Here is a 671-nt window from a genome sequence, read left to right on the forward strand (position 1 = left end):
TCAGCGCCTGAAAGTCGGGATTGTGGTAGTTGAAGTAATAATCGTCGCGCGCATAAATGCCGATGTCGAGCGGCTCGGTATGGCTGACGATCGTCAGGTCATAGTCCTTGTTGGCGAAGACCTGCTCGAGCCACTGCGCCCATTCGACCGGCACCAGCTCCGCCTGGATGCCGATGTCGGCCAATTGCGCCTGGATGATCTCGCCGCTGCGCCTTGCATAGCTGGGTGGCGGCAGCTTGATGGTCAGCTTCAGGTCATGGACCCCGGCCTCGGCCAGGAGCCGGCGGGCCAGTTCCGGGTCGTGGGCGGACTGGCCGGTTAGGTCGAGATAGGCCGGATGGCTTGGGCTGAAATGCGAGCCGATCGGCTGGCCATAGCCCATCATGGCGCCGTCGATCAGCGCCTGGCGGTCGATCCCATGGCCGATCGCCCGGCGCACCCGCACGTCGTCCAAGGGCTGGCGCCGGTTGTTGATCGCGAGCAGTGTCTCGCCCTCGGTGGTGCCGATCACCACGGCAAAGCGTGGATCCGCCTCGAACTGGGGCAGGGCCTCGGGTGCCGGGAAGTTCAGGTAGCCGTCGACATCCTCGGCCATCAGGGCGGCGGTCGCGGCCGCCGGGTCGGCGATGAAGCGGAAGGTGATCTGGCTGAGCGCCACGTCCGCCCTCTCG

Annotated in this window: 1 protein-coding gene; it reads right to left on the reverse strand. The window is 66.0% G+C overall.

Annotation, left to right across the window (positions count from 1 at the left end; genetic code table 11):
- Nucleotides 1-671 (reverse strand): ABC transporter substrate-binding protein (locus EQG76_RS00160; RefSeq protein ID WP_407925487.1); only part of this gene is annotated, 671 nt, incomplete at both ends.

This window comes from Geminicoccus flavidas (assembly GCF_009806515.1).
In the GTDB taxonomy this organism is placed as follows: Bacteria; Pseudomonadota; Alphaproteobacteria; order Geminicoccales; family Geminicoccaceae; genus Geminicoccus; species Geminicoccus flavidus.